The following is a 23,218-nucleotide window of genomic DNA, read 5'->3' as shown; positions in this document are numbered from 1 at the left end:
ATGCAATGCTACAACGCTTCGCGTTTCCGCAAACCGCAAGGCGCACAAAAGCGGGCTTCGCCCACTTTCGCACGCCTCGCGGTTTAGAGCGCAAGTCTAGAAGGTAGTCATCTGTGGGCTTTTCATGAAGAAAACAAATGAATGGAAGCAATTTTTCTTAAGTCGTGGAATTTCGCCTGAACTAACTCAGCGTTATCTCGACCAAGTAAAAACTCTTACGACCTCAGGCTCTCCAGTTATCTTTGAGCTTGAACACCTATCTTTATTGATGGGAATAGAGTATCAAACTGTATTATCTATGATCCATGGAAGTTCTAGCTTTTATAGGACCTTCACCATAAAAAAAAGGTCTGGTGGCGACCGTACCATCAATGCACCTTACCCCAGTCTTCTCCAATGCCAAGATTGGATATACAAAAACATACTGCTGAACTGTGCCGTTCATGACAATGCGCATGGCTACGTCCCTGGGCGTTCAATTTTCACCAACGCAACTCCTCACCTCAACTGTAAAACCTTGCTAAAAATGGACTTGAAAGACTTTTTCCCCTCCATTGGAATTGGCTGGGTTATCAATCTTTTTTCGGATTTAGGCTACTCACAGAGCGTATCACATTCGCTAGCTGCACTATGCTGCAATAAGGGTTGCTTAGTACAAGGTGCCTCAACAAGCCCATACCTTACAAACATACTGCTACGTGGACTCGATGAAAGACTTTCCAAACTCGCCTTAAAAAACAACCTTAAATATACCCGTTACGCGGATGATATGACCTTCTCTGGTGGGTACATATCAAGTAATCTCCCGCCATTGATTGCAGTAATCGTTACTGAATACGGCCTAGTGGTGAACAACTCAAAAACCAGACTAATGATAAATAAAAACAAGAAAATCGTTACCGGACTGTCGGTATCCGGCGCCACTTTAAAGATCACAAGAGACCTTAGAAGAACTATAAAGCAAGATGTTTTCTATATCGAAAGATATGGATTTCTCTCTCATGTCTCGCAACAAAAAATTAAAGACCCATTCTATCTCGATTCAATTTTCGGAAAAGTGAATTTTTGGCTACAAGCGGAACCAAAAAGCGCTGAAGCCCAAAGATGTAGAGACATACTAAGACCAAACTTCGGCCAGGGCCTTCCTTCTTAAATTACTCCTATATCTGGTTTCAATATCTCTTCCGTAGCTGATGTCTCTAACAAATGCTACGGATGAAATAGAGAGAAGGCGGGGCAGAATCTCCCGGATGACGGTAAACAGCCAATGGCGGACATTCGTGACTAGCCCCCCCTAACCAGCCATCCGCTTATGCCCAGAAAAAAACTCATCCTCATCCTTCGAGCGTAACGACATCGGCATCTTTTCTATAATGAAGACTTCTAACTCCCGAATTATAGAAGCAAACGGCTTGACGACCATTAATAGTTTCATCAACAACAAACTTCCAAGGAGTTGATCTGCACTCTTTGGGGTGGCTGTATTTAGACTCAACAGCGCAAGCTCCTGAGAATGGGCATCGCACATTAGGAAGCTCGCTGGTATCACAGATTGATCCAGATGATTTGATATGAATCTGTACGTAATCAAATATAGACTGGAGAGTGGATATCGCAGGCTCATCTATCCCGTTCACGAGTGAGCGTTCACCCATCCAGCTAATAACACCATCTATCTGGTTTTTTTGCTGATAAACCCAAAACGGCGCCAGTTCGACAGTGCAGCGATAAAACTGGTCGGCACTATTTATCTTAGATAGAGAAACCTCCATAAAAGGTGCTTTCTTTCTTGCCTCGACAGCAAACCTTAGGATTTTTAGATACTGAACTATTCCCTTCTCTAGTTGCTCAGATCCTTTAACATTGTTAATCAGCTGTGGAATTATTGTGTTGTTGAGACTGCTTACGAACTGATCGAGTCCTAAAGCGATTGATCTGTAATGCTTCAGGAATGCGGACGAGCTAGTACTTCGATATATTTTTAAAATTTTACACGCATCGAGCAACCCTTTTCCTGGGCATATATTCATTAGCGCTGTAGTTCCAAGAATTATTCGCTCGTGCAGCGACGACTTTCGACCGATCAAATAGTTAATTAAAGGCTCATATGCTAAATAAGGATATGCTGGGGTGCCTTCATCAAGATCAACATCCGAAACCTGTCGACGCCGGATTTCTCTTTCAACCTCATAGGCCACACCTTCGGTAATGAAATGATGGCCTATATCAAGAGAAAACTCATGGGAGGAATGAAACCCTTGTGCTTTGATGCCAACCCTAACAGTCTCAAAATTATCAAACTCACAACCGTGTATCGTCAATGGCTCAGTAATAATTTGAATATCGCTGAATTTCCACGTCAGTATTTTAGTATCTTGTGGTGGTACGTTATCTGACGCACGGCCTAGGAGAATTTTGTAGACTTGAAGAAATGCTTGAGCATTTGAGTTTATATTTTGGGGTGAATGGTAAGCACCCTGCTCATCAGTACCATGCAGGAATTCATAGAGAAAATTTATCGCATTCACAACCATAACTATACCGCACGGTGTAGATACATTGTGAAGATAGTGTACATACTCATGCACATTTACAGCCAAGGCGCCGGCGTATGCATCTCTATGATCAGGGTTCAAATCTGCATCAGAGGACAACCGCGTAAAAAGACTATTGAGGCGAAATGCTCCGCCACGCTGACTTTTTTGCTCTTGAATCAAAAATTCTGGATAGGGGTACAATGGAAAAACCTCACCATAGCTATGTCTAGTCTCGGGTTTTACCACTCCTCTTAAAAGAAGGCCAGCATCGCTGCCACCCGTTAGCATTAAAGCTGATTGAAATTTGATAACTGGTTAACGTATATCATTCGCGAATCCGCCAAGTACAGCTTATCATCAACCACGCTGACTTAATGTAGGGACTACTCTAGGAGCAGCGCCATCCATCCTCGAAGGGAGTCTTGAACGGACTATCTATATTGGGTCGTTATCTGCCTATCAGGATAGGGTAACAGTCGGCCTAGGCAATGAGAACGATCAATAGAAGATTTAACAGTCGGAACTGCATTTATACACAGGAGTGGTGGCTTTGAAACAGATTCAACGGATTCTTGCACAAGGTCACTTTGATGGATTTTGCCTGATTTACGCTTTGTTCAATGGGTACAAGGCTCTCAAAAATCCCGAGGTAAAAGCTTCTGATTTCGCTTTGAGGAATTCAAATGCTTGGAAAAAGGTTATCGGTAGTACGCCTTCTCTTCACAATTTCGTCCTTGGTGAAGGGAGTAATTTTGGGGAATTGAAAGGTTCGACTGATGCGAAACTCAAACAGAGATTTGTAGGTACTTGCATGGAAGCCCTGACTGATCGCGTCAGGTACACGGCCTCAGTATCAAAAGTCGAAATTTCGGATCTGGCTACGACTGATTTCAGCGAGTCTGTGGTGATTATTTGCGTGACAGACAAAGCGAAATCCGAGAATGGGAAAATGGGCGATCACTGGGTTTGCATTGTTGGTCGTGATGATGATGAGAGAAAATACCTTGTTGCTTGCTCCTTCACTCATCAACGCTACGGATTCACAGAGCGCCAGGATGAGGAAACCAAGCGGTTTTATAATACGACCATCGCATACAAGGGCCTGAACCGAACCACCATCTACCCGGACAACATCAATCTAATAAGCATTATCCCTGCTTGATATTAATGTGGGGCTCAATATCGGCGGGCCGGTATTGGTCGAATGCAGCCGTTGAGAACCGATTTAATTTGGAACGCCTATCCATTAGATTTCGGACGGGCTTAGAGGAACGACTACTAGATAGGTTTTACAGATACCAGGTCGAAATATTTAAATTTCTTCTTTTTCGCCTCGGCCTTGGCTTCTTGCTCGGCTATAAGAGTGCTTAAGGTATTCGCGTCGTAAATAAGTACTTCTGCGTCGCCTTCGAACTCCCTGGTAACGTGCAGCGTAACCCGCAGTTTCGGGGAAAGTGATTTAGCAATATTGCGAGGCTTCGAGTCAGGCAGCTGCTTGGAGACTACCGACGGCTCGGGCTCGTTCGACGTCAGTGAATCACATTCATTTGAGGAGCCAAAAAGCGCATGGCGCATCTCTTCTTCACTCAATTTTTCGTTCATTGGATGTCTCGTTTCACTTTAGAAGGAGGCCGCGGGCATCGGGGGATTTTATCATCCTTCGGCGCTGCGATGAGGTAATCAGCAACACGACTCAAATCGTCTGATTGAGGCAGCAACAGGCCCGAACAGACAGTAGACGATAGCTGCTGCTGTCCCTACGCTGATCGATCACATATAAGCACACGCCAGAAGGAGCGCTCATTTTGGTAATTTCAATAGATCGAGATAGCGTGCATGCAGGGGACGATATGCACAGTCATGAGACGTCAATTAACGTCGAACCCACCGCAACGCTACGCGTGTTATTAGACAAGGTGCAAACCTTGGGCTATCTGCCATGCATCAGTGGAGGCGAGGCCACCTGGATAATTTGTTCGTCTGAAAAACCCATAGGCGTTTACGCGCAGCAATGGTCAGAGACAAAACTGACGGTGCCGGACGACAGCATTGTCAGTGAATATTTCGGAGGTGCCAAACCTCACCTTCTGTTCAGATATTGGTGCCAGAAAGATCCAGATCAGGTTTTCTCCCATATCAAGATCAGTAATGAGCCACCGCCACGTTATTAGCGGCTAGTGGTGCCCCTAGCTATAGACCTTGTCTAGAGGTCCGCTTTGGGGCGGAAATAGCCCTTAACGACAGACCACTTTCGGCCAACTACGCTGTTTGGGAGCGTTAGTTGAGGCACCAATGGAACTGCCATTTCTGCCGGGCAACTGATACCCCGAGTAGCGGGTATCGGCGTCTGAACCGCTGCGCGGAAGCTGGCCAACGGTATTCTACTGTTCGGGCTCGATCTGAGGCAGGCAACAATTGGTCTACATACCCCGTCTCGGTTAAGGGAAATAGGAGAGCAGCAGGCGTCATCGCTGCGAAACAATAAAAATCCTGGAAACAGAAATGTTTTCGGAATTTTTTATGCTCGCTTACAAGGATTTAACGACTGCTTCTGCATTCGATATCGATAGCCCGTGGGTCGAATCGAGCCAACCACACTGATCGGAATGGGCACTCGAATGAGCGAGTTTATCAGCAGGCGTAGAAGCGCTGTCTCATAAAATCAGCGAGGCGCGTGGGGTTCGAAAAAGCTCGTGACTGCCGCCAAGACCTGCTGTGGCAGGTGTGTATCAACTTCCTGTTTCATGAACGGCGTTAACACAGGCAACCAAGCTTCCATCTTAGTACGGATAACGGTTCGTATGTACATAAGTGTAGTTTTCATGTCGCTATGACCTAACTGAATACGAAGCTGTTCATGAATATCATGGGCATAGGCAAGGCTAGGGGTGAGACCATTGGCTTTAAAGTAGTAATACACAACATAGGAAGCATAGGTGTGGCGCAGAAAATGAGGTGTTACGCGTCGGCCTATTTTTTTAGATGCCAATCGAAACGCCTCCCAAATATCGTGTTTGGTTACTTGTTTACCATGACAATTCAACCAGAGCGGCACGCCGTACTTTGTACCGAACTTTTCTTGATATAAAACAACCCTATCAGTTCTAACCGTTGTTATATACTCATTATGGAGAACCCCTAAAGCTTCAGTAAGCACGATACATTTCTGCTTACGCTTACCGCCCTTTGGAATGTAAACTAAGCTTTGAAATTTACGCTTAGTTGCCTCAAGTTCAGGATAACGTAACCACTCTGGGTTTAGACTGTCAGCCCCAACCGGAAGTTGAATGACCCCGCCCACGCGCAACCCAGTCGTGGCCATCATGTATCCAATCTTTCCGTAAACGGGGTCTATGTCAATCAGTGCCTCTGACAACAATTTAAACTCAGCTTCATTAACAATCTTCTCTTTATAATCAGATACGATCGCTACACTATCCAAACCGGGATCAACCTCAGCTGTTGACGAAGTCCTAAATGATCTACCTATACCAACCCCTGTGGCATCAGAAGTGCGTGCGATTTCGTGCTTCGCAGGGAACTGCATTAAATGCGGCAAATTTTGAGAGTCGCACCACTCGTAAAAGCTCCGCCACGAGCGATAGTAAACGTTGAGCGACTCAGCCTCGACCCCTCGCTCTCTCAGCGAACTACGGAGTGATTCAAGGTGTACCTCATAGGTTACCCTATCGTATTCAAGCCCTAGGTCAGCGCAATAGTCCAACCAAATCTTCATATGACTGTAAATATTTTCTAGTGTCTTTTTTTCGCGCCGCCCTCCTCTTCTCATCGGCGTGTTACGCAGATGCATCAAATACTTCACTAAAGGATAAGCAAGTTTACCACCAACGTGAGGTATTTGTGCACCGTCATCGGCTCGTACAAATTCTAAATACATAGATATAGAGTCCAGCTCACGACTGAACCATTATAATTTCATCAAATATTTCCACGCTATCAAATAACTCTGGGTATTCAACAGACGCATGCATGGAAGATATTGTTCCTTCTGGTACGCGGTTGCTACCGCACCTCATGCTGTTTCGTTCAATAGCAGTGTCTAACGATACTTGGAATAGCACCGCGATACGACGAACATTCTCGTAAACACTGGCAATATCCAAAATTTCATAGCGGTCCGACTTGGTAATGCTGCAAGCGTCAAAGATCACCGGCAATCTATTGGAAGCCTGTAATGCAGAAGCCCAGGTGGTTTTACCGCTACCAGGCACTCCTATAGTCACGTACAGATTTTTTTCCAACGGCCTAGCAAGCACTACTCTAAGCTCATTGACGGCCTCGACCCATGCCTTGGCCCGACTCAGTGGATCGTCTCCAGTTGTCAGCCTGTCCGGCGACAGGATTAGTGGTTTATTGGTAAATTGAATGAGGGGGCCGCTCCTTACCGGCTCAGCATGCAAGCGAACTTCCAGAGACCTGATCCGCACCTCCAGCATTTCGTTTTTTTCCCTCGCTTGGGTGAGTTGTCCCTCCATCCGAGTTTTGATAAAGCTAAGCTGCTCGGCGGTCTCAACAAGCGAGTGGTTTTCAATCAGAGCATTACGCAATTTATCGCTGACAGAGAGCTGCTCGCCTATTGAGACCTCGTGCTGCTCACTCAGAGAGATGTTAAATTTTTTAACCTCGTCGCCCAGCATCTTCCAGCGAAGTCGGAGTTCATCATCAGGCGTTTTGATGTGGCCGTAAAAGTACTTTCTATCAATACCTGACTTAGCCGCCAACAGGGACACCGCCAGCTTTTTACCTGATCGCATGCATTCAGCACGAAGATGTTCGAGGGTCTTTTCAGCACGCGCAAGCTTCAACCAGCTGTCGCTCATTTTATCTGTTCCAAAAGCGGCGTATATTCCGCTACAAATTCGCGTGCAGACTTCAGTAAATGCAGGTTCTGAGAGTAACCTTCGGAGTCCACTCCCTGGATAAGCTCTCGATAAAACTCAAGCGATTGCTCAAGGCTGGCGGACTCGCACTCGGTCAGCAAGCAATGCTCACATTTTGCTCCTACACAGGTGCTTGGCGTAGGAAGCCCGATTGATGCGACGTCATCTCCTATGCCTCCAGATTTCGCAATCAGCTGAGTGCAGGGCTTTTGCTGAGTATCATCAGGGTCAATCACGCAAATAACGAAAGGAGTAAGCAAGAAATGCATAGATCCGTAAAGAGCACGCTCCCTCAAATATTCTTCTATCGACGTTCCTAATTTATCACCCGTTAACCCTTCAAAACGTGGTTCTGCCTTTACGCCCGCCATAAGTCGATCACCCGAGACACCTGCAACCTTCCCCGATTGCAGTGCATGACTGATATTTTTCACCAACTTCAGCGACTGCTCGACCAACATTTCTTGACGTGCAGACCTGATGAATGGGTTATTTCGAAGATACATTTCAGTCATGCTTAGCTTTTTATGTGAGAACAAAGTCATCACAAGCAACGGTCCTAACACGGGACTGTTCAATGCAAACCAACCTGCGATTGTCTTCCTAAATTGATGGGGATGAGGTCGGTAATCTATACCGCTATCCTCGCAGAAGTCTTGGATATGATTAATGATACTCTGATGCGCGACTGGTCCCGTAACATGATCGGTCTTTTCATTATTCTGAAGTGGAGCAATAAGGATATCACCCCGACGATTTCCACGCCCCAAAACCTCTAGAAGTTTGACAGCGAGAAAGGTTATTTTCGGCACCGGGAGGGTTACCACATGTCCAGCGATATACTCCGTACTAGTCTTTTGTATTGTCACCGTCATCCGGTAAAAATCATTTACGCCAATACGGTAGTCCCTGACACAGCAACCAACTTTCAAATTACGTAACTCCCGAGCGCGAATCCCTGTTGTGAATAAAATAATCAGGACCGCAGCTCGCTTGATATAAGAGAATGCTTTCTCCGCGACCTTACGATCCATCCGATAAGTAAATCTTGATTTATCGGACGGAGGGGCATAATGGGTAAATTCAATTAAAAATGGCAGATTCTCCCCTAACTGCTCCAGCGTTATGCCGCGTGCTGCACACTCTTTAAGTACTCGACCACGGGTTACGGTGCTGCCACTTTTATTGCCTACTATGCCTTCATATACGACCTCGTAAAATCTGATCAGCGCGTCGGCGTGGGCTTCGATATACTCCACTGCTTTCTTGGCCATCGGAAATGCAAACTCCAAAGGGATAGGCAGCCAGCCACGCTGATCATCATCGTCATCTTCTGATGGATCAGATCTTGAACTACTGGATAATAAGTCTCCTATACTCTGACCATCAAATGGATCACTAGCTAATCTCAAGCAAGCTGGGAGATAATCACCAGAATAAGAAAGCTTCCACCACTCAGATAAGAATCGAACCTTATCTAACTTAGTATTATCATGCCATGACGTTGCCGCAACGCTATCAATAAAAAGTCGCAATTCTTCCGACTGAAGATCACTTGGCAACTTGAAATATCCATTCGGACTAGTAGCAACCAAGTACTTTCGAGAAATCAACCACTGTATAAATTGCTTGGAACCAGATAAAATATTGTGCGCAGTCCTGTACGAGCGTTCGAATCGTGCGTTAAATCCCAATAGCACGAATGCAACCAGCTTTAACAAAAGTTTCATAGGCAGAAATTCTCGGCCGGACTGACCTATTATCGAGTCGAACAAAAGTCTGTCTACTCCCTCCCTACGAAAATCCCAAATATCACTTTCAAACGCGTCAGACTGGCAAACTTTCCGATCTGAATAAAATTCGGCTGTTTGATCCAATTGAGACCAACGAGCTTCGATAACGTCTATCTCTTTTATCGCATTCTCATCACGTGGTTTCGATAACGGATTTGAGTCCATTTGAAGGTCAACCTCGTACAATAATTTGAGGAAGAGCTACGCTTCCAGAACGCGCTTGCTGCCATGCTTGAGTGACTTCATCCTCATCGGACCAACCATTCAGCAGGTCATAAGCTCGGGCGGCTTTGCGTCCAAACAAAACGTCCCATGATTCGCGTGGCATCGACTCGCGAAACGCCTCGTACTGGAGAATGCGCTTAGCAATCCGAGGTAGGTGTATCTTGAAGACCCGGCTTTGAGAGCACCCTAAGCACATGTCGTATTCGCCGCATTCCGAACCGTCCTCTAAAGATGCTCCCTCGTAATCTGGATGATTAGGATCCGCACAAGCAGTGTAAATGCCAGGTCGACCTGCTGACCGAGGAAGATCAACCCGCACTCCCCGAAATTTCCTCGCCTCCGCAACCATTTCAGTTTGCAGGGTAAAAATACCAATATCGATAATGTCTTTTGACTTACCGAGCGACATGTAACTTGCCAGCGTTGTATCAAACTTTGCGTGATGCAGCGCGCCCTGTAACTGACTTGCCAGTTCCTGGAAATTCTGAGACTCGTTGATAGCTTTCAGAAGTGCTTGTGCGGTGTAAACCTTTCGAAATCGTCGGCTATCTAAGGCCGTTATTCGCGTTTTCTGAAGTTCCCCTTCATCATCGAACTGCATATCCCAAATTTCATGCCGGAAAAGAAACGCGCCAGCAGCAACGGAAAACACATCATGCACGTAATAGTCATAAACCTTTTGTTTCCCCTTAACTTTATACAACCATAGGTTGTGCTGTAATTTTTCTTCGACCAATTCAGATAATGGGCCGGTATACAAGAGCAAAAACTTGAGAACCGGGTATACTCCGCTATCCGCAACTTCTACCCAATAGTCTTCTATGCCCGATGAAAGTTTTCCTCTGCCACGAAACTTCTCTCCTCGAAGTCGGCATTTCGTAGGATCAAATGGATCCTTCCAATCTAAAGGCGATATTAGTTTTCCGCCTATGTCATAGAGCCTCTTCCAAGTATAAGCGGTTTCCTTATTAGCCCCGGAACATATAATAAAAAACAGAAAAAAAGGAAAAAGAGAATCTCGGCTTGGCACCTGCATTAATGTAGCACTCATAACTTCATCAATATCTTTAGTTGCAGCCGCAATCAACTGATACATCACTGCATCACTATAAGGAAGCAATTGATCGGGAGCATCCGATCTGTAAATTGGAACTGCAAACTTAACTGGATATTCAGAAGTCCCCATCAACAACTCAAGAACTCTACAAAAACGCCTAAACACCACAGCCTTGTATCTGCTTTGCAGATTGACTGAGCGCAGGTGGTTTCGCCAACGACAGAGTAGTTGAAAGTTTAATTCTTCAAAATTATCAAGACTTATATTTTCACTCCTACAATATTGAAAGAACTTTCCAGTACTGTTTCTGAGATAGGACGCCTCCGAATGGGATATACGATTATTCAGGCACAAAGTTTTAATACCTCGTGCGAGCGCTCTGACGGCCCACGGATATTGATCTCGAAACTCCGAATAGAAGAATCTAGATATATTTTCCCCCTTAACTGATAACTCTTTTTCAGACGCAGTCTCAGCGTCAAGAGTCAGCGAGACGACCGTTCCTTTCTCTTTACCGTTTTGTGGTCGCCACCTGAGCACATTGGAAAAAGGATAAAGACCGTCATCATCTTTGAAGTCAAATCTCTGCTGTGATTGTTTTAGCAACAATTCCTGCTCGACATTAGGCTTAATGCGCTTACGGCCCATAAAAACACCCACTACAAGATCTAGGTAGCAATAAAATACTTTGAAGCACGTGACTGCCTAAGCGGTACACTCAAGAAATCCATCGCGAGCTTCTAGCGGCCACACTTTCACACAAGCCATTCAGACCAGGTTGTCATGAGTGAGGTACTAGGTTTAGTTAAGGGAGCGCTACTTTTTCATTACAAGTTCCGAGATACCATTTATTGATTGAATACCATCAATTGCGTAACAAACTTAATCACGATTTTCACTGCCGCGCTACTGTTTATTCAGATGACATATCAAGCTAAAAAATATTCTTATCAATCAATAATTTACCAACACCAACACACTCCCTCTCGATACTTAGTTGAATATTATATATCCGCAATTGACGCTCATTGCTGTTTCGGGCACGTGTATAACCCAAAGCGTTTTAGGCACTACGGTATTTTGAATATAGGGAAATGGCGTAGTAACGCAGACATGCAAAACCAGACACTCTTACGACCGGAACGCTGGACTGTACTGACATGGTAGTAACTTCAAGACTGATCCAGCGTGACCACCTAACTATCCTCATGGATCGAACATAGCTTTTTTTGAGTCAACATTTTTAGCCTTCCTAACTTTTTGTCCCAAGGCGCCAAACCCGGCCACGGCGGTATTCTGCCCAAGCACAAAGTCACTAAGGAAATCGCCGAAACCCGCGGCATCATGATGGGCGAAGATTGCATCTCGCCGTCCCGGCACAGCGCGTTTTCCACGCCGATCGAAATGATGCAGTTCATCCAGCAATTGCGTGAGCTGTCCGGCGGCAAACCGGTGGGCTTCAAATTCTGCCTTGGCCATCCGTGGGAATTCATGGGCATCGCCAAGGCCATGCTGGAAACCGGCATTCTTCCGGACTTCATCGTCGTCGACGGCAAGGAAGGCGGCACGGGTGCGGCACCAGTGGAATTCACCGACCACATCGGCGTACCGCTGCGCGAAGGGCTGCTATTCGTGCACAACACACTGGTCGGCCTGAACCTGCGGGACAAGATCAAACTCGGCGCCAGCGGCAAGATTGTCAGCGCCTTCGACATCGCCAGCGTGCTGGCCATCGGCGCCGACTGGGCCAACTCGGCGCGCGGCTTCATGTTTGCCATCGGCTGCATCCAGTCGCAAAGCTGCCACACCAACAAATGCCCGACCGGCGTCGCCACCCAGGACACCCTGCGCCAGCGCGCACTGGTGGTTCCGGACAAGGCCCAGCGCGTGTTCAACTTCCACCGCAACACCCTCAAGGCCCTGGCGGAAATGCTTGCCGCCGCCGGCCTCGATCATCCGGCGCAGTTATCCGCCAAGCACCTGGTACGGCGCATGTCAGCGACCGAGGTCAAGTTGTTCTCGCAGCTGCATGTGTTCCTGAAGCCGGGGGAATTGCTCACGGGCGAGGTCAACGGAGCGTTCTATTCGCGTATGTGGCAGATGGCGCGGGCGGACAGCTTCGAGCCGAATGACGAGGTTGCCGCCTGACGCAAGCGGCCCCGTTCACCACTGTAATGTTCTGACCGGGGCCGGTTCCTTGAAGACGATAAAACCGTAGTCACCCAGCAGGTAGATCCGGTAATACGCCCGATCCACCAACGCCGGAAAATGCTGCAGCCCCACCATCGTTGCATTGCGTCGCTCGCGCTCCGCGACCCCATTGGTGATGCCCACCATGGGCAGGTTTTCCGCCAGTTGGTAAAAATCGATGTTCAGCAGATAGTGCAGCACCGGCATCTGCCGGAATGACCCCGTTGCGCCCACCAGCCAGTGATCCGAATACGTGACGGACAGGTAAATACGCTTGGCATTGCGCAGCGCTGGATGGGCTTCAATGTCTTGTTTCAGGCTGATCAGCGCGCTGGTGGAGAACGTTTTCTGCACTGTCAGTACGCGGCCGTAGGCGTACGACAGCGACAGCATCGCCAACAGCGGAATCGCCAGTAGCAACGTCAGGCGCTCATGGATGTGCGAGAGCGCCAGACGGCTCAAGTAAAACAACACCAGCAGCAGTACGGCGAAGCCCATCAGCGTGCGGGCTCCGTCATTGAAGTCGCGGAAAAACAGCACAAAACCCGATACCAACAGCATCACAGCCGGTAGCGTCAGCACGCAGACCAGGCCTATCAGCATTTTGCTGATCAAGCTTTCTTGGCGCGCGCAAACGTTGAGCCCAAGCCGGATCAACCCGGCCAGCGCACACAGCAACAACCCGGCAAAGAGCCAGACCAATCCGCCATGAAACAGCAGTGCCACGTTCTCCAGAACCCGGGCAATATTGATGTGCAGTTGCAGCATCGGTGCCGCCGTCCAGTTCAACACAAGGGTGCGGTCCTGATCAGTGAACGGGTACGCCGTGATGGCGTAAATCCCCCAGCCGAGGATGACCTGGGCGAGTTTCCAGCCGATCAAACCGCACCACCGGGGCCAAGCCAGTTGATCGTTGGCCGCCCGCAGCAGCTCAACGCAGCACAGTCCCAGAAACACATTCAGGCTGACCTGATACAACCCCAGCGCCAGGGCAATCAGAAACGCCGGCACCAGCCATTGCAGAATCCGCCCGGGGTGGCGAAAGGTGATCGCGTAGATCACCGCCACCAGGCTCAGGACCATGGTCGGGCCGTCATATTGATAAGACAGGTTTTGCAGAAAAAACGGGTTGTACCAGAGTGGCAATACCACCAGGCAACAGGCCAGCGTCGGCTGCGGATAATAATGAAACGTCAGGCGGGTCAACGCGCTGGCCATGGCCAGCGTGGCGATCAACAGCGGCAGCGGGAATATGTTTGGTGCGCCAGTGCCGAAGGTCAGCGCGTTGTAGAACAGCTCGGCGAACAGTCGGCCCTGACGCGACCAGGCCATTCCTGCGGACAGTGAGCGCCAGTTGTCGTCGATGTAGGGATAGTCCGCGAGGATCAGCGGCAGGACGTAGATCAGCGTGGCGAGCAGAAAGAACAGCCAGACCTGCCGGCCTCGGAGTTCATCACTGAAAAAACGGCTGAACCGGCCCATGCTAGAGCCCGACCCGGTCTTTGCCACCGACGATGTCCTTCACCACGTACCGCGGTCGGTGCTTGGATTCGATGTAGATGCGGCCGATGTACTCACCAAGAATGCCGATGCCGATCAACTGGACACCGCCGAGGAACAGAATGGCGGTCATCAACGACGGGTAGCCCGGAACATTATTTCCGAAGAAAATTTTGTCGAAGACCATGTACACCGCGTAGAGCACGGCGAATATCGAAATGCCGCCGCCAATGTAAGTCCACAAGCGCAACGGCACGGTACTGAACGACGTCACGCCTTCCAGCGCCAGGTTCCACAGTTTCCAGCCGTTGAATTTGCTGGTCCCAGCGACCCGGCCAGCGCGCTCGTATTCGACCACCACGGTGTTGAACCCGGCCCACGACAGCACGCCTTTCATGAACAACTGATGCTCGGGCAGTGCGCGAATCACGTTAACCACTTTTCGATCCATCAGGCGAAAATCGCCGACGTTCTCTTCGATCCGGGTGTAAGCGATGCGGTTCAGCACCTGATAGAACAACGCCGCGCTGTGGCGTTTGAAGTAACTGTCGGCAGCACGATTGCGGCGTTTGGCGAGCACCACGTCCGCGCCCTTCTGCCACTCATCGATCAACAGCGGAATGACGCTGACCGGGTCCTGCAGGTCGACATCCATCGGGATCACCGCGTCGCCGCTTGCATACTCAAGGCCGGCGAACAGCGCCGGTTCCTTGCCGAAGTTTCGCGAAAAGTTGATCAGCAGCACCTGGTCGTCGACCAGTGTCAGCGCCTTGACCTCCTCTGCGGTCCGGTCGGAGCTGCCATCATTGATGAATAGAATCTCTACGTCGCAGTCGGGCAGCGTCAACTCGCGCCGCACGGCCTGGTAAAACAGGGCGATGGCCTGCTCTTCGTTGAAGACCGGAACGATCAGCGAAACTTTCACGTTGCAAGCTCCTGAACACTGCAAAGTAAACAAACGACAGACTCCTTTCTTGTCGTCCTGGCGCCCCACCGGTCAGCCCGATCGCGGTCAGTGCGTACCAGCCAGCTTAGGCCACGGTGGAGCACTTGAGACATTCAGTAATATCGGGCTTTTGCAATTGCCGGCGAATCACGCCACCCTGCGCGCCGCCGATCTGCGGCGCGCAACTCTTGGCGCCTTGGCCACTCATTTTTAACACCCGTTCACGAGCCTGCTGTCATGACGTTTGAACGCGATCACCGAATCGACTTTTTCCGAGGCTTGGCACTGATCTTCATCTTCTGGGATCACGTGCCCCACAATCCCCTCGGTCAAATCACCCCGCGCAACTTCGGTTTCAGCGATGCCGCGGAGATCTTCGTATTTCTGGCCGGTTATGCCGCCGTCCTGGCCTACGGGAAAATCTTTCAACGTGACGGTTATCTGATTGCCTGCGTGAACATCCTGCGCCGCGCCTGGGTGCTTTATGTGGTGCATATTTTCCTGCTGGCGATGCTGATGGGCATCGTATTCTTCGCCAACAGCCACGTGGAAACACGGGATCTGGTGGAAGAAATGGGCATGCGCCACTTCATCACCGACCCTCAGCAAGCGCTGATGGATGAACTGCTGCTGCGCTTCAAACCGAACTTGATGGACCCGCTGCCGTTGTACATCGTATTGCTGGCCGGTTTGCCCCTGGTGCTACCGATGCTGGTGCGCAGGGCCTGGGCGGTGGTGGCCCTGTCGCTGACGGTGTATCTGCTGGCGCCGTGGTTCGGCTGGAACCTGGCGGCCATCAAGGACGGCGTGTGGTACTTCAACCCAGTGGTCTGGCAACTGTTGTTTGTGCTCGGCGGTGCCGCGGCGATTCACGGGCAACCACCACGGTTGCCTGATACGCGACCGCTGTTACGTCGGCCGTTGTTTGTCAGTGCTTTGGTGTATGTGGTGGTTACCGGCGTGGTTACGCTGTCTTGGCGCTGGCCGGAAATCCATGACGCGGTCATGCCCGCGTGGCTGAGTAACCTGCTGTACCCGATCAGCAAGACCGACCTGTCGCCCGTGCGCTTGCTGCACTTTCTGGCGCTGGCGTACGTCACCGCGAAACTGCTGCCGGACACCGGCTGGACCCAGAACTGGCTGGCGCAGCAGAGTTGTCGGATGGGGCGTTATTCGCTGGAGATTTTCTGCCTTGGTGTGCTGTTGGCGCCTTTGGCCGACATGGTCAACGCGATGACTGACGATAGGCTTGCCATGCAGATTTTTACCGCTTTGGTGGGAACCGGGTTGATGGCGCTGCTGGGGGCGTGGCTGGATTTCAACAAGCGCTTGAATCGCCCGCCCCAGGTTGTCGTGGCTTAAATTTCTCAGAATTTTTGGGCCAAGTCCGTTCCCCTGTGGGAGCTGGCTTGCCAGCGATGAGGGTGGGTCAGGCGACACATTTGTCGCCTGTGTGGACGCTATCGCTGGCAAGCCAGCTCCCACAGTGGATCGGTGTCATGCCTGAATGTCAGGTTCACACCCGACATTAGCACCGACCGCCATCAATCAATCGCGCAAGTCAGACTCATGAATCGGCTGATCCCGATGCGTCGCCCGCTGATACTGCGCCGGCCAGACCGCCTTGCGCCCACCCAGATCATCATCCGCATGCAACGGCCAGTACGGATCACGCAATAGCTCACGGGCAAGAAAGATCAGGTCAGCCTGACAGGTCCGCAAAATGTGCTCAGCCTGAGCCGGCTCGGTAATCATCCCCACCGTGCCGGTGGCAATGCCCGACTCCTTGCGCACACGCTCGGCAAAGCGCGTCTGATAACCGGGCCCGGTAGGAATTTCCGCATTGGCCGCCGTTCCGCCCGACGACACATCAATCAGATCGACACCCAACCCTTTCAGGCGGCGCGCCAGCTCGACGGTCTCATCCGGATTCCAGCCATCCTCCACCCAATCGGTGGCCGACAGACGCACGAACAACGGCAACTCCTCGGGCCACACCGCACGCACCGCTTCGGTGACTTGCAGCACCAGGCGAATGCGGTTTTCGAATGAGCCACCGTATTGATCCCGACGCTGATTGCTCAACGGCGACAGAAACTGGTGCAGCAAATAACCGTGGGCGGCGTGAATCTCGACGACCGTGAAACCGGCGGTCAGTGCCCGCCCGGCCGCGTCCACAAACGCCTGAATGACCTCGGCGATCTCACCTTCATCGAGCTGCTTCGGTTGGGTGTGCTGCGGGTCGAACGCAATCGGCGAAGGACCAATGGGCGTCCAGCCGCCCTCGTCGGGTTTGACGCTGCCGTGCTTGCCAATCCACGGCCGATGGGTGCTGGCCTTGCGCCCGGCGTGGGCCAACTGAATGCCGGCAACGGCCCCTTGGGCGGCGATGAAGCGAGTGATGCGTTGCAAAGGCTCGATCTGTTCGTCATTCCACAAACCGAGGTCTTGCGCGGTGATGCGTCCATCCGCAGTAATGGCGGTGGCTTCAGTAAAAATCAGACCGGCCCCGCCGACGGCACGACTGCCGAGGTGGACCAGATGCCAGTCATTGGCCAAACCATCAACGGCGGAGTACTGGCACATCGGTGAGACCGCGATGCGGTTGAGCAGGGTCAATTGGCGCAGGGTATAGGGTTCCAGCAGCAGACTCATGGGGCACCTCTCGAATCAGTGGGCAGGCTCCAGGGTTCTGTTTGAAAAGTCGACGAGTGACAGGAAGTAAAGGTGCAGCACCCGCCCCCGCGGGCAAAGAATTCGACAAGACGTCACAAGGCCAATCAAGCAGTGCTTAGAGCCTAGTCGACAATGAGGGATGGTGCGGGGTTCAAACGGATCGGGTGTCAGACAGATCGCCATCGCCGGCCAGCCGGGCTCCTGCCGGATTTCTGCGCACCTGTAGGAGCCGGCGTGCCGGCAATGGAGTCAACGCGGTTCGATGTGGGCAATCAACAACTGCACCGTCTCATTCCCGCGAAATTCGTTGAGGTCGAGCTTGTAGGCCAACTCCACCCACTTGATCGTCGGATTCGGCCAGATATCGCGGTCGATACCAAAGGCAATGCCATCCAGTTTTACCGAACCGCATTCGCTTCTCAGCACCACTTTCAGATGGCGCTCGCCCACAACCCGCTGTTCGACCAACTGAAATACGCCATGAAACAACGGCTCTGGAAAATGCTGACCCCAAGGCCCTGCGTGACGCAGCGCCCGCGCCAGTTCAAGGTGAAATTCCTCGACCGCCAGCGTCCCGTCCGACAGCAGACGGCCGGTCAGGTCTTCTTCGCGCAATTGCCTGCGCACTTCAGCATCGAAGGCCTCGGCGAACAGCGGGAAATTCGCTTCCAGCAGCGTCAAACCGGCCGCCATCGCGTGGCCGCCGTACTTGGTGATCAAATGGGGATGTTGCGCCGCCACCACGCTCAAGGCGTCGCGAATGTGGAAGCCTTGCACCGAGCGGCCCGAGCCCTTGAGCAAGCCATTGCCGGCATCGGCAAACGCGATGGTCGGACGGAAATAACGCTCTTTCATGCGCGAGGCGAGGATGCCGATAACGCCTTGGTGCCACTCGGGATCGAACAGGCACAAACCAAACGGCATCGATTCCACCGGCAAATCCTTGAGCTGCGCCAGCGCCTCGCGCTGCATGCCCTGCTCGATGGATTTGCGGTCCTGGTTCATGCCGTCCAATTGCGCGGCCATTTCCCGCGCAAGCCCGGCGTCTTCCGTCAGCAAGCATTCGATGCCCAGGCTCATGTCATCCAGCCGCCCTGCCGCGTTCAGGCGCGGGCCGACAATAAACCCCAGATCCGTCGAGGTAATCCGCGTGTGGTCACGTTTCGCCACTTCGAGGATCGCCTTGATCCCCGGACGAGCGCGCCCGGCGCGAATCCGTTCAAGGCCCTGATGCACCAGAATCCGGTTGTTGGCGTCCAGCGGCACGACGTCGGCGACGCTGCCCAACGCCACCAGATCGAGCAGTTCACCGATATTCGGCTGCGGCGTGTTCTCGTACCAGCCGAGGCTGCGCAGACGTGCGCGCAATGCCATCAGCACATAAAAAATCACCCCGACACCGGCCAGTGCCTTGCTCGGGAACTCGCAACCCGGCTGGTTCGGGTTGACGATGGCATCGGCAAACGGCAATTCATCACCGGGCAAGTGGTGGTCGGTGACCAGTACCTGAAGCCCGGCCTTTTTCGCCGCGGCCACGCCTTCGACGCTGGAAATGCCGTTGTCCACGGTGATCAACAGCTGTGGCTGGCGCTCCAGCGCCACCGCGACGATTTCCGGCGTCAAGCCGTAGCCGTAGTCGAACCGGTTGGGCACCAGATAATCGACATGCGCCGCACCCAGCAGGCGCAAACCCAATGTCCCGACGGTACTGGCCGTCGCACCGTCGGCGTCGAAGTCGCCGACGATCAGAATCCGCTGACGCTGCTCCAGCGCCGTCACCAGCAGATCCACCGCCGCCTCGATGCCCTTGAGTTGCTGGAACGGAATCAACCGCGCCAGGCTCTTGTCCAGTTCTACCTCGGACAGCACGCCCCGCGCCGCGTAGAGACGCGTCAGCAGCGGCGGTAAATCACCGAGGAATGGCAGGGTGTCGGGCAACAGGCGAGGTTCGATGCGCATGGGGTGACAGGTGCTTCTCTTGAATACGTAGGATAAAACCGAATAACGCGCTGGAAATCAGCCGCGTTCGCCGCTCAGCCACTGCAATTGGACTTCGTGCTGACCACGGTCGTCGGTGACGAAAATCGTCCCTTCGCTGATCATCACGTCCCACTTGATAACGCGCGGCATGTCTTTGGCCAGGGTTTCGAGGATTTCCTGCGGAACCGCAGCGATGTGCACGTTTTTCAGGTTCTTGATCGCCGGGATCACCTTGGTTTCCCAGACACGCAGGCTTCCATAGGCCAGCAGGCTGGTGCGCTCGGTGCGGCGCGAGCACCAGGTCAGGCGATCGGCATCCGGCTGGCCGACTTCGATCCAGTGCAGGACGCGATCATCCAGGCTCTTTTCCCACAGGGCCGGTTCATCCACGTCTGACAGACCACGGCCAAACGACAGATGTTCGTTGTACCAGAAGGCGTAGGCCAGCAGTCGCACGGTCATGCGCTCTTCCGTCTCCGACGGGTGACGGGCGATGGTCTGCTTCACCGTCTGGTAAACGCTGCGATCGAGGTCGGTGAGGTTCAGTTCAAACTTGTAAGTCGTGGACGGCTGGGCCATGAACGGGCTTCTTGATACGTGGAAAGGCGGCAAGTCTAACCGATGCGGCGGGCAATCAGAGCATTCGCGACCATCAACCTTGGGCGACTGACGACGGGCTGTGCTAAAACGCTCTATCAGTCAAAACTTCGTCCTACAGGATCCAGCATGCCGTTCTCCGCCAAACCCCTCTCCGGTCTGAAAGTCATTGAATTGGGCACGCTGATCGCCGGGCCGTTTGCCTCGCGCATTTGCGGCGAATTCGGTGCCGAAGTGATCAAGATCGAGTCCCCCGACGGCGGCGATCCCTTGCGCAAATGGCGCAAATTGTATGAAGGCACTTCACTATGGTGGTTTGTTCAGGCACGTAACAAGAAGTCCCTGACCCTGAACCTGAAACACCCGGAGGGCTTGGCAATCCTGAAAAAGCTGCTCGGTGAAGCCGACATCCTGATCGAGAATTTTCGCCCCGGCGTCCTGGAAAAGCTCGGCCTGGGCTGGGACGTCCTGCACGCCTTGAACCCGAAACTGGTAATGGTGCGTCTGTCGGGCTTCGGCCAGACCGGGCCGATGAAGGATCAACCGGGGTTTGGCGCGGTCGGCGAGTCCATGGGCGGCCTGCGATATATCACCGGGTTTGAGGACCGACCGCCGGTGCGCACCGGGATTTCCATCGGTGATTCGATAGCCGCGCTGTGGGGCGTGATCGGCGCGCTGATGGCCCTGCGTCATCGCGAGGTCAACGGTGGCCTGGGGCAAGTGGTGGATGTGGCGCTGTACGAAGCGATCTTCGCCATGATGGAAAGCATGGTGCCGGAGTTCGACGTATTCGGCTTCATTCGCGAACGGACCGGCAACATCATGCCGGGCATCACGCCCTCCTCGATCCACACCAGCGCTGACGGCAAACATGTGCAGATCGGCGCCAATGGCGACGCGATTTTCAAGCGATTCATGTTGATCATCGGCCGCGAAGACCTCGCCAACGATCCGGCTCTGGCCAGCAACGACGGACGTGACAGCCGTCGCGACGAGATTTACGGGGTGATCGATCGCTGGGTCAACTCGCTGCCGCTGGACACGATCATCGAGCAGTTGAACCGGGGCGACGTTCCCGCCAGCCGGATCTTCAGTGCCGAAGACATGTTCAGTGATCCGCAGTACCTGGCGCGGGAAATGTTCCTCAAGGCCAAGCTGCCAGACGGCAAAGATTTCAAGATGCCGGGAATCGTGCCGAAACTCTCAGAGACACCCGGCAGTTCGGAATGGGTCGGGCCGCAGTTGGGCGAACACAATGCGCAGGTACTCCACGATCTTGGCTATGACAAGGAACAGATCGCAAAGCTGCGTGAGGACGGGGCCATCTAGGCTCAAGCGCCTGCTCTCGCCGCTTGCCACTTACCCCAGCGCGAGGCTGCTCTATGCGCTTGCGGCGGTGTTCCTGTTCATGGGTCCGGCCACGTCAGCAATGGCGCAGCCCAGGGAAACCATGATCTGGCTGTTGCGGGACCTGCCGCCGCTGACGATTTTCGTCGGTCCGAAAAAGGGTCAGGGCGTCATTGATCAGCTGTTGCCGTTGTTGATCGCCGGCATGCCGCAGTTCGAACACACCTTGATGCGGGTCAATCGGGCCCGCGCCCTGCAAATGCTCCATGAACCGTCGCTGACGTGCGATGCCGCGCTGAACCGCAGCAAGGAACGCGAGCGCTGGATCGCGTTTTCCAGTCCGGTGTTTCGGGCGATGAGTAACGGAGTAGCCGTTCGGCGCGTCGACCGCGACACGCTCGCGCCTTTCATCAAGGACGGTGAACTGGACCTGGCTGAATTCCTCGCTAACGGTGGCGAGAAGCTGGGCATTGTTGCCGAGCGCAATTACGGCGACTACCTCGACACACTGCTCAAACAGGCACCGCCCGGCGCGCTGACCCTGCACTACGGCAACGATGCGTTGGGCAGTCTGCTGCAAATGCAACGCCTGGGGCGCTTGCGGCTGCTGTTGGGTTACCGGCCGGAAATCCGTTACCAGGCCCAGCAGCAAGGCATCGCGGAGGAGGAATTGCAGTTTTATCCGATTCGCGGCGCGGAGAAATACCTGTCCGGCTACATCGGCTGTACCGATACGCCCAAGGGTCGGCAAGCGATCGTCGAGATCAATCAGCTGCTGCGCAAACTGCCCCATGAGCGCTTGAGCGAGGCCTATGCCGAGTGGCTCGACCCGGAAAGTCGTGCTGCCTACCTGGAAGAATCCAGGACGTATTTCGAGCGCCAGGCGCAGGAATGACAAATCGCAGACAAAAGAAACCCCGAGAAGTGGGGAGACAACTCGGGGTTAAACGTGGCCTACAAAAAGACCAGTGGCAGCACGACTACAAGCACCGGAGCACAATGCTTGATCCTGCTGTTACATGCTCTGACTGACCTTCGACCAGTAAGGTTCCATGAAAAATAATTCAGTTTCGCACTATCAGGATTTTGTCCTGCGCCGCATTGCGCAATGCTGCGATAACACAGGGCTCCAGGCGTCCTTCGGCAATCATCAGATCGCGGTGTAAGCCGTCAACTACATCCGTGAGCTGGCGCAGGTCGTTGAGCTGAGCCTGATTGAACTCGCGTTCGACGACGATAGCGCCGGTCTTGCTCTTCAGTGTTACCAGGCATTCGCCGTGGGTGCCCGATGGGGTCAGCGTGACGTGATACGGGCTCAGTGCTTCACCGAGCAATAGGCTGATACTTTCCATCTGATCACCACTCAATAGTCCGAAAACGAAGTGCCTGCTTGTCTACAGTAGTGACCGCCGGCCCGAGTAGAAAGTTCTGGATTTCGGGATACTGACGCGTCGGCGTCTCAGGTTGAG

Annotated in this window: 18 protein-coding genes and 1 pseudogene; 6 read left to right on the top strand and 13 right to left on the bottom strand. The window is 52.4% G+C overall.

From position 1 onward, the window contains the following. Window positions 1-124: 124 nt before the first annotated feature. A complete protein-coding gene (locus ACYZT4_RS26420; protein WP_461983976.1) occupies window positions 125-1,153 on the top strand; it encodes a reverse transcriptase family protein in 1,029 nt (342 codons plus the stop codon). A 181-nt stretch (window positions 1,154-1,334) separates the two neighbouring features. Here ACYZT4_RS26420 and ACYZT4_RS26415 read toward each other — a convergent pair whose 3' ends face one another. Continuing rightward, window positions 1,335-2,738, bottom strand: a complete 1,404-nt coding sequence (locus ACYZT4_RS26415; protein WP_461983974.1) for a hypothetical protein — start codon at window positions 2,736-2,738, stop codon at window positions 1,335-1,337. 349 nt (window positions 2,739-3,087) lie between these two features. On the opposite strand from ACYZT4_RS26415, the gene ACYZT4_RS26410 reads away from it, so the two are divergent. Continuing rightward, complete coding sequence (locus ACYZT4_RS26410) at window positions 3,088-3,699, top strand: hypothetical protein (RefSeq protein WP_461983972.1); 612 nt, start codon at window positions 3,088-3,090, stop codon at window positions 3,697-3,699. Window positions 3,700-3,815: 116 nt separating this feature from the next. On the opposite strand, the gene ACYZT4_RS26405 is transcribed toward ACYZT4_RS26410, so the two are convergent. The 5 genes from ACYZT4_RS26405 to ACYZT4_RS26385 all read right to left on the bottom strand — a co-directional run bounded on the left by ACYZT4_RS26405 (window position 3,816) and on the right by ACYZT4_RS26385 (window position 11,161). Further along, window positions 3,816-4,139 (bottom strand): hypothetical protein, encoded by a 324-nt coding sequence (locus ACYZT4_RS26405; protein ID WP_461983970.1) that lies wholly within the window; start codon window positions 4,137-4,139, stop codon window positions 3,816-3,818. 1,060 nt (window positions 4,140-5,199) lie between these two features. Further along, window positions 5,200-6,435, bottom strand: coding sequence for a tyrosine-type recombinase/integrase (locus ACYZT4_RS26400; protein WP_461983968.1), 1,236 nt, complete (start codon window positions 6,433-6,435; stop codon window positions 5,200-5,202). Window positions 6,436-6,451: 16 nt separating this feature from the next. Next, window positions 6,452-7,378, bottom strand: a complete 927-nt coding sequence (locus ACYZT4_RS26395) for a hypothetical protein (protein ID WP_461983966.1) — start codon at window positions 7,376-7,378, stop codon at window positions 6,452-6,454. Beyond that, a complete protein-coding gene (locus tag ACYZT4_RS26390) occupies window positions 7,375-9,396 on the bottom strand; it encodes a site-specific integrase (RefSeq protein ID WP_461983965.1) in 2,022 nt (673 codons plus the stop codon). The genes ACYZT4_RS26395 and ACYZT4_RS26390 overlap by 4 nt, the downstream gene beginning before the upstream one ends. Before the next feature lie 7 nt (window positions 9,397-9,403). Then, complete coding sequence (locus tag ACYZT4_RS26385; protein ID WP_461983963.1) at window positions 9,404-11,161, bottom strand: hypothetical protein; 1,758 nt, start codon at window positions 11,159-11,161, stop codon at window positions 9,404-9,406. Window positions 11,162-11,773: 612 nt separating this feature from the next. On the opposite strand from ACYZT4_RS26385, the pseudogene ACYZT4_RS26380 reads away from it, so the two are divergent. Continuing rightward, window positions 11,774-12,661 (top strand): annotated as a pseudogene (locus ACYZT4_RS26380) (glutamate synthase-related protein); the annotation flags it as partial. A gap of 15 nt (window positions 12,662-12,676) precedes the next feature. Here the strand turns inward: ACYZT4_RS26380 and ACYZT4_RS26375 are convergent. The 3 genes from ACYZT4_RS26375 to ACYZT4_RS26365 all read right to left on the bottom strand — a co-directional run bounded on the left by ACYZT4_RS26375 (window position 12,677) and on the right by ACYZT4_RS26365 (window position 15,357). Next, window positions 12,677-14,185, bottom strand: coding sequence for a glucosyltransferase domain-containing protein (locus ACYZT4_RS26375; RefSeq protein WP_461983962.1), 1,509 nt, complete (start codon window positions 14,183-14,185; stop codon window positions 12,677-12,679). A gap of 1 nt (window position 14,186) precedes the next feature. After that, window positions 14,187-15,128: a glycosyltransferase family 2 protein gene (locus ACYZT4_RS26370; protein ID WP_461983960.1), complete on the bottom strand. Its 942-nt coding sequence runs from the start codon at window positions 15,126-15,128 to the stop codon at window positions 14,187-14,189. Between the two features lie 106 nt (window positions 15,129-15,234). Further along, window positions 15,235-15,357 carry a hypothetical protein gene (locus ACYZT4_RS26365; RefSeq protein WP_461983958.1) on the bottom strand — a complete coding sequence of 41 codons (123 nt, stop codon included), beginning with the start codon at window positions 15,355-15,357 and terminating at the stop codon, window positions 15,235-15,237. A gap of 29 nt (window positions 15,358-15,386) precedes the next feature. On the opposite strand from ACYZT4_RS26365, the gene ACYZT4_RS26360 reads away from it, so the two are divergent. After that, window positions 15,387-16,511, top strand: coding sequence for an OpgC family protein (locus ACYZT4_RS26360; protein ID WP_461983956.1), 1,125 nt, complete (start codon window positions 15,387-15,389; stop codon window positions 16,509-16,511). Between the two features lie 186 nt (window positions 16,512-16,697). On the opposite strand, the gene ACYZT4_RS26355 is transcribed toward ACYZT4_RS26360, so the two are convergent. The 3 genes from ACYZT4_RS26355 to ACYZT4_RS26345 all read right to left on the bottom strand — a co-directional run bounded on the left by ACYZT4_RS26355 (window position 16,698) and on the right by ACYZT4_RS26345 (window position 20,384). Further along, window positions 16,698-17,804 carry an NADH:flavin oxidoreductase/NADH oxidase gene (locus ACYZT4_RS26355; protein WP_461983954.1) on the bottom strand — a complete coding sequence of 369 codons (1,107 nt, stop codon included), beginning with the start codon at window positions 17,802-17,804 and terminating at the stop codon, window positions 16,698-16,700. Window positions 17,805-18,074: 270 nt separating this feature from the next. Next, window positions 18,075-19,784, bottom strand: coding sequence for a single-stranded-DNA-specific exonuclease RecJ (recJ, locus tag ACYZT4_RS26350; protein WP_461983952.1), 1,710 nt, complete (start codon window positions 19,782-19,784; stop codon window positions 18,075-18,077). A gap of 57 nt (window positions 19,785-19,841) precedes the next feature. Next, a complete protein-coding gene (locus ACYZT4_RS26345) occupies window positions 19,842-20,384 on the bottom strand; it encodes a YaeQ family protein (RefSeq protein ID WP_461983950.1) in 543 nt (180 codons plus the stop codon). A gap of 147 nt (window positions 20,385-20,531) precedes the next feature. On the opposite strand from ACYZT4_RS26345, the gene ACYZT4_RS26340 reads away from it, so the two are divergent. Together ACYZT4_RS26340 and ACYZT4_RS26335 are read left to right on the top strand one after the other, a co-directional pair. Next, window positions 20,532-21,731 carry a CaiB/BaiF CoA transferase family protein gene (locus ACYZT4_RS26340; protein ID WP_461983948.1) on the top strand — a complete coding sequence of 400 codons (1,200 nt, stop codon included), beginning with the start codon at window positions 20,532-20,534 and terminating at the stop codon, window positions 21,729-21,731. Further along, window positions 21,685-22,644: a TIGR02285 family protein gene (locus tag ACYZT4_RS26335; RefSeq protein ID WP_461983947.1), complete on the top strand. Its 960-nt coding sequence runs from the start codon at window positions 21,685-21,687 to the stop codon at window positions 22,642-22,644. Before ACYZT4_RS26340 ends, ACYZT4_RS26335 begins: the two co-directional genes overlap by 47 nt. Before the next feature lie 169 nt (window positions 22,645-22,813). Here ACYZT4_RS26335 and ACYZT4_RS26330 read toward each other — a convergent pair whose 3' ends face one another. Next, window positions 22,814-23,101 carry a DUF3509 domain-containing protein gene (locus tag ACYZT4_RS26330; RefSeq protein ID WP_461983945.1) on the bottom strand — a complete coding sequence of 96 codons (288 nt, stop codon included), beginning with the start codon at window positions 23,099-23,101 and terminating at the stop codon, window positions 22,814-22,816. Window positions 23,102-23,218: the final 117 nt, after the last annotated feature.

The sequence above is a fragment of the Pseudomonas sp. GB2N2 genome, assembly GCF_054897705.1.
This window is presented reverse-complemented; position numbering and strand designations above follow the sequence as displayed.

Excerpts from the sequence above, each read along its gene's own strand:
- ACYZT4_RS26420 (WP_461983976.1), top strand. The coding sequence starts at position 125 with ATGAAGAAAACAAATGAATGGAAGCAATTTTTCTTAAGTCGTGGAATT.
- ACYZT4_RS26405 (WP_461983970.1), bottom strand. The coding sequence starts at position 4,139 with ATGAACGAAAAATTGAGTGAAGAAGAGATGCGCCATGCGCTTTTTGGC.
- ACYZT4_RS26400 (WP_461983968.1), bottom strand. The coding sequence starts at position 6,435 with ATGTATTTAGAATTTGTACGAGCCGATGACGGTGCACAAATACCTCAC.
- ACYZT4_RS26395 (WP_461983966.1), bottom strand. The coding sequence starts at position 7,378 with ATGAGCGACAGCTGGTTGAAGCTTGCGCGTGCTGAAAAGACCCTCGAA.
- ACYZT4_RS26390 (WP_461983965.1), bottom strand. The coding sequence starts at position 9,396 with ATGGACTCAAATCCGTTATCGAAACCACGTGATGAGAATGCGATAAAA.
- ACYZT4_RS26385 (WP_461983963.1), bottom strand. The coding sequence starts at position 11,161 with ATGGGCCGTAAGCGCATTAAGCCTAATGTCGAGCAGGAATTGTTGCTA.
- ACYZT4_RS26375 (WP_461983962.1), bottom strand. The coding sequence starts at position 14,185 with ATGGGCCGGTTCAGCCGTTTTTTCAGTGATGAACTCCGAGGCCGGCAG.
- ACYZT4_RS26365 (WP_461983958.1), bottom strand. The coding sequence starts at position 15,357 with ATGAGTGGCCAAGGCGCCAAGAGTTGCGCGCCGCAGATCGGCGGCGCG.
- ACYZT4_RS26360 (WP_461983956.1), top strand. The coding sequence starts at position 15,387 with ATGACGTTTGAACGCGATCACCGAATCGACTTTTTCCGAGGCTTGGCA.
- ACYZT4_RS26355 (WP_461983954.1), bottom strand. The coding sequence starts at position 17,804 with ATGAGTCTGCTGCTGGAACCCTATACCCTGCGCCAATTGACCCTGCTC.
- recJ (WP_461983952.1), bottom strand. The coding sequence starts at position 19,784 with ATGCGCATCGAACCTCGCCTGTTGCCCGACACCCTGCCATTCCTCGGT.
- ACYZT4_RS26345 (WP_461983950.1), bottom strand. The coding sequence starts at position 20,384 with ATGGCCCAGCCGTCCACGACTTACAAGTTTGAACTGAACCTCACCGAC.
- ACYZT4_RS26340 (WP_461983948.1), top strand. The coding sequence starts at position 20,532 with ATGCCGTTCTCCGCCAAACCCCTCTCCGGTCTGAAAGTCATTGAATTG.
- ACYZT4_RS26335 (WP_461983947.1), top strand. The coding sequence starts at position 21,685 with ATGACAAGGAACAGATCGCAAAGCTGCGTGAGGACGGGGCCATCTAGG.
- ACYZT4_RS26330 (WP_461983945.1), bottom strand. The coding sequence starts at position 23,101 with ATGGAAAGTATCAGCCTATTGCTCGGTGAAGCACTGAGCCCGTATCAC.